Here is a 4,433-nt window from a genome sequence, read left to right on the forward strand (position 1 = left end):
GTTCCGCGATTCCGTAGAGGTTCCGTAAATATTTGCGTACCCTCGGTTTTGTGACCATCGAACTGGAGCGCCCCGGCGCGGCGGTCACCCCCGCCAACCGGGTCCACGAAATCCTGTCCTCGCACATCCTCGCGGACGGCTTCGAACTTGTGCTCGATCTGCACAACTCGCACGGCCGCAAGCTCATCGATGAGCGCGACGGCACGGCCTACCTCGACATGTTCGGCTTCTTCGCCTCCAACGCGCTCGGGATGAACCATCCCGCGCTGGCCGGCGACGAGCGCTTCCGCGCCGAACTGGCCACCGCCGCGCTGAACAAGCCGAGCAATTCCGATATGTACACCGTGGAGATGGCTCGCTTCGTCGAGACCTTCGTCCGCGTGATCGGCGATCCGCGACTACCGCATCTGTTCTTCATCGACGGTGGTGCCCTCGCGGTGGAGAACGCGCTGAAGGTCGCGTTCGACTGGAAGAGCAGGCACAACGAATCGCACGGCCGCTCACCGGAACTCGGCACCAAGGTGCTGCACCTGACCGGGGCCTTCCACGGCCGCAGCGGTTACACGATGTCGCTCACCAACACCGACCCGATCAAGACCGCGCGCTTCCCGAAGTTCGACTGGCCGCGCATCGAGACACCGCACACCATGGCGGGCCCCGACATCGAAGTGCTCGAAGCCCGCTCCATCGCGCAGGCCGCGCAGGCCTTCGCCGACTACCCGCACGACATCGCCTGCTTCATCGCCGAGCCGATCCAGGGCGAGGGCGGTGACCGGCATCTGCGACCGCAGTTCCTCGGCGCGATGCAGCGGCTGTGTCACGACAACGACGCGCTGTTCGTCCTCGACGAGGTGCAGACCGGTGTCGGGATGACCGGAACCACCTGGGCCTATCAGCAATTGGGGCTGGAGCCCGATGTGGTGGCGTTCGGCAAGAGGACGCAGGTCTGCGGCGTCATGGCGGGCGGGCGGGTCGACGAGGTGCCCGACAATGTCTTCCGGGTGCACTCCCGCCTGAACTCCACCTGGGGCGGCAACCTCACCGACATGGTGCGCACCCGGCGCATTCTCGAAGTGCTGGAACAGGATCGGCTGATCGAGAAGTCGGTGGCACTCGGGGCCTACCTGCTCGACCAGCTGGGTCAGCTCGCCGCCGCGCATCCGGACAAGGTGAGCGAGCCGCGCGGGCGCGGTCTGATGTGCGCGATCACGCTGGCCAGCCATGACCTGCGGGATCGGGTGGTGACGGCGATGCGGGAACGTCAGCATGTGCTGCTGCTGGGGACCGGGGAGCGTGGCATCCGGTTCCGTCCGCCGCTGACGGTCACCGAGGAAGAACTCGGGCAGGTCGCTGATGCGTTCGATGCCGTGCTTTCGCGAGAACATGGGTAACTCGTCGGGTACGGGCTGTGTCGGCGGCTGCGTTGCCGCCGGCCGCCCGTATTGCCTTGGTAGCGCCTGAGTCTGGCTGAATCGCGGAGAGGCGGGATAGCTAGCTTTTCGCTGTTCTAGCTTCTAGGCTTCGCATCCATGTCATTCGGATGTCAGTACGGCATGGAACGGTGCTGCGCATGAACCGCCGAACCGTGCGAATCAGACAAATTGCTACCGCCTTGCTGCTTGTCACGGCCGGCTGTTCGAACAGTGAAGCCGTGACGGTCGACCAGCCGACAGCGGCGCCCGCCTCGACCACCTCACCGACCGCCATGCCGCCGCACATGACCGACCTGCTGCCCGGGATGCCGCCGCCGCTCTCGCCCACCGACATCTACGCGGCCAACCGGGAACTCAGCCCGGCGGTCGCCGATCACCGGCCGCTGGTCTACGTGCCCAACAGCAAGTCCAACACGGTGACGGTGATCGACCAGAACACCTTCGAGGTGCTCGACACCTTCTCCTCGGGCGGTTCCGAGCCCCAGCACGTGGTGCCGTCCTACGACATGCAGACCCTCTACGCCACCAACGACCTGCCGATCGGGGGCGGCAGCCTGCTGCCGATCGATCCACGCACCGGAGCGCCTGCGGGACCGGCCATTCCGGTGCGCGACCCGTACAACATGTATTACACGCCGGACGGCAAGTTCGCGCTGGTTGTCGCCGAGGCGGACAAGTCGCTGGACTTCTACGATCCGGTGACCTGGCAGAAGCTGCACGCGCTCGCGGTGCCCGAGTGCGCCGGCGTCGACCACATGGACTTCACCGCGGACGGGCGTTTCGCCCTCGCCAGCTGTGAATTCATCGGGCGGATGGCGGTTTTCGATGTCGCGCAGCGCACGCTGATCAAGATGATCGACCTGCCGGGCGGGCGCGGCGGTATGCCGCAGGATGTGAAGCTCTCGCCCGACGGGCACGTCTTCTTCGTCGCCGACATGATGGCCGACGGCATCTACACCTTCGACGCGCATACCTTCGTCAACACCGGTTTCATCCCCACCGGTACAGGGACGCACGGGCTTTACGTGACGCGTGACTCCCAGCAGATGCTGATCACCAACCGGCACGAGGGCAGCATCTCGGTGTGGGACTTCGGCGCCAACGGACTGGTGCACAAGTGGTTCATCCCGGGTGGCGGTAGCCCGGACATGGGCAATATCTCCGCCGACGGGCGGGTGTTCTGGGTGTCGGGCAGGCACGACAACGAGGTGTACGCGGTCGACATCGTCAACTGGAACCTGTTGGCGCGCATCCCCGTCGACCACGGTCCGCACGGGTTGACGGTGTGGCCGCAGCCGGGGCGCTACTCCACCGGGCACACGGGGGTCATGCGCTAGCGGATGGCGCCCGCCGTGATGGCACCATGTGCGAATGCTCCAGATGTTGTTCGTCGGGGCCGTGCTCGGTCTCGTGCACTGGCTGTTGTACCGGCGTTTCGCGGTCGCGCCCGGCCTCGGCGTCGCCGCGCGCCGGGCCGCCGCGATCGGGCTCGTGCTGCTGTGGATCCCGCCGTTCGTCGCGGCCGGCGCGGGAAACGCCTTCTCGCCGGAGCCTGTCCGGCCGATCGTCTGGCTGGGTGAGGTCTGGCTCGCGGTCCTGTTCTATCTGGGGATCGGGCTGATAGCGATCGGGTTCGTGCTCCTCGTGGCACGCCTGCTGAAGTATCCAGACCGGCGGCGGCTGATCCGGGTGCTGTCGGCGGTGGTGATCGTCGCGTCCCTCGGCACGGTCGCCTACGGCGTGGTCGAGGCGAACCGGCTGCGGGTGGTCGAGGCCGAACTCACCTTCGCGCAGTTGCCGCGTGAGTTCGACGGTCTGCGCGTCGTCGTGGTCGCCGACATCCATGTCGGCGCCGCACGCGGGGCGGAATTCACCCGGCGGGTGGTCGAGCTGGTCAACGAGCAGCAGCCCGATGTCATCGTGCTGCCGGGGGATCTGCTCGACGGTGCGGTCGACTACGTCGGCGCCGACATCGACCCGCTGGCCGGATTGCGGGCGAAGTACGGGAAATTCGTGGTCGCGGGCAATCACGAAGGGTATGTGAACCGGCCCGACAACTGGCTCGACTACTACGACCGCTTGGGGCTCACCTCGCTGCGCAACAGCCGCGCCGCCGTGACGGTCGGGGACGCGTCCATCGATATCGCCGGGGTCTACGACTTCGCCGCCACCGATCCGGCGCCCGATGTCGCGGCCGCGCTGGCCGGGCAGGATCGAGGCCGGTTCACCGTGCTGCTCGCCCACCAGCCGTTGCAGGGGACGGTGGCGAGCGAGCACGGTGTGCGGTTGCAGCTGTCCGGGCACACCCACGGCGGGCAGATGTGGCCGCTGATGTATCCGGTGAAGTGGATCAACGGCACTGTCGCCGGTCACAGCCGGGTAGGCGAGATGCAGATGTTCACGACCCGCGGTGTGGGTGCGTGGGGACCGCCGGTCCGGGTGGGCGCGCCGCCCGATATATCGGTGGTGACCCTGCGGGCGGGCTGACGCGTCATCGGGAGGTCGAGATCGACTACCTGAGCGGGTCGACTCGGCCGCGGCTCAGGCGGGGACGGCGGTCAGTCCCAGCGCGCCTGCGACGAAACGGTGGACCGAGGCAAGGCCGGCAGCCAGCGCCTCGTCCTCGCCGGGACGGGCCCAGCCGGTGACGGTCGCGGTGTCGTCTGGTCCGGGTGTCACGCCGATCTCCGCGACCAGTTCGGCCGTCGTCGGCACGCAGACCGCCCAGGAGAAGTGGGATTCGTCTGCCCACTGGGCCGAGCGGGTTTCCACGTAGCCGGGATCGGTGATGCCACCGTCGGCCAGGGCCGGACGATCGTCGATGCGCTCGTCGGCCCGGAGAGCGCGCAGGTACCAGGCGCCGGCGTTGATCTCGATCGGTTCCACGCCAGCAGTGTATTTGGAGCGCTGGCGCGCTCGAGTTCGCATCCCCTCCGGTCCCGGGGGGGGCGGGCGGCCGTCACGTGGGGGCCGCGCGCCACAGCGCCCACCCACGCCCAC

Annotated in this window: 4 protein-coding genes; 3 read left to right on the forward strand and 1 reads right to left on the reverse strand. The window is 67.6% G+C overall.

Annotated features, from left to right (window positions below):
- Nucleotides 1-50: 50 nt before the first annotated feature.
- From lat to ACFWPJ_RS25840, 3 genes are all read left to right on the forward strand, one after another.
- Nucleotides 51-1,391, forward strand: coding sequence for an L-lysine 6-transaminase (gene lat, locus ACFWPJ_RS25830; RefSeq protein WP_378855013.1), 1,341 nt, complete (start codon nt 51-53; stop codon nt 1,389-1,391).
- A 260-nt stretch (nt 1,392-1,651) separates the two neighbouring features.
- Nucleotides 1,652-2,770, forward strand: a complete 1,119-nt coding sequence (locus tag ACFWPJ_RS25835; protein WP_378855015.1) for a hypothetical protein — start codon at nt 1,652-1,654, stop codon at nt 2,768-2,770.
- 34 nt (nt 2,771-2,804) lie between these two features.
- A complete protein-coding gene (locus ACFWPJ_RS25840; RefSeq protein ID WP_378855016.1) occupies nt 2,805-3,920 on the forward strand; it encodes a metallophosphoesterase in 1,116 nt (371 codons plus the stop codon).
- Nucleotides 3,921-3,974: 54 nt separating this feature from the next.
- Here ACFWPJ_RS25840 and ACFWPJ_RS25845 read toward each other — a convergent pair whose 3' ends face one another.
- Nucleotides 3,975-4,319 carry a hypothetical protein gene (locus ACFWPJ_RS25845; protein ID WP_378855018.1) on the reverse strand — a complete coding sequence of 115 codons (345 nt, stop codon included), beginning with the start codon at nt 4,317-4,319 and terminating at the stop codon, nt 3,975-3,977.
- Nucleotides 4,320-4,433: the final 114 nt, after the last annotated feature.

The sequence above is a fragment of the Nocardia sp. NPDC058497 genome (genome assembly GCF_042720195.1).
Lineage (GTDB): Bacteria > Actinomycetota > Actinomycetes > Mycobacteriales > Mycobacteriaceae > Nocardia.

Coding starts and splice junctions, on each gene's coding strand:
- ACFWPJ_RS25840 (WP_378855016.1), top strand. CDS start 2,805: ATGCTCCAGATGTTGTTCGTCGGGGCCGTGCTCGGTCTCGTGCACTGG.